The sequence below is a fragment of the Haloferax profundi genome, from assembly GCF_001469865.1.
In the GTDB taxonomy this organism is placed as follows: Archaea; Halobacteriota; Halobacteria; order Halobacteriales; family Haloferacaceae; genus Haloferax; species Haloferax profundi.
Genome location: NZ_LOPV01000464.1, coordinates 1 through 633, shown reverse-complemented (window position 1 = coordinate 633; position 633 = coordinate 1). Strand labels below are relative to the sequence as shown.

Annotated in this window: 1 protein-coding gene; it reads right to left on the bottom strand. The window is 56.1% G+C overall.

All coding sequences use genetic code 11. From position 1 onward, the window contains the following. A partial coding sequence (locus tag AUR66_RS22170) for a hypothetical protein (RefSeq protein WP_197409810.1) occupies positions 1–633 on the bottom strand: 633 nt, incomplete at both ends.

The window sequence follows — 633 nt, the reverse complement described above, 5'->3', positions numbered from 1 at the left end:
ATTCGCTGAAAGTGGCACGGTCGACACAACTGACCCATTGTCCAGATGCAGCGGCGTGGCTGCTGCACCATCAATCCAGGCAACCGTTCCGTTGGTCGAGTCGAGTGCGGCCATATGCGATACCGCCGCCGAACGCGTTGTTCGAACTGCGCCGGTCGTCTCGATTTCTCGTGTCTCTATGACACCGTCTGTCGCAGTGGTGTTCATCTTGAGCACGGCGAGTGTGAACGTCTCATTGGTAGCCGACACCACTGGTGTGCGAGCCGTCTCGATCGTATGGACATCACCCAGCTGACCGTCATAGGTCACATACTGCACCCGTCGGTCCTCCCAGGTGCTGATGTTGCCATCGACATCCTGCTCCCATGCAATGAGGGTGGTGCCATTGGTATGCGCAACAGTTGGCTGGAAGTCCAACACGTCGTTGTTCGTAATCGTTGTTGGTTCCGACCATCCAGTCTGTGACGTATTGTGCGTCGCGATTCTAACCTCTCCGTGAGCGAAGAGGTCACTTGGTCCACTCACGATGCTTTCGTTGAACGTTTTCGTGAACGAAGTGAACGCAGTCAGCGCTGATGTCTCGTTCCCAGCCACGACTGGGTTGTAGTCTGCGTAGCGGTCGTTGGTGATCTG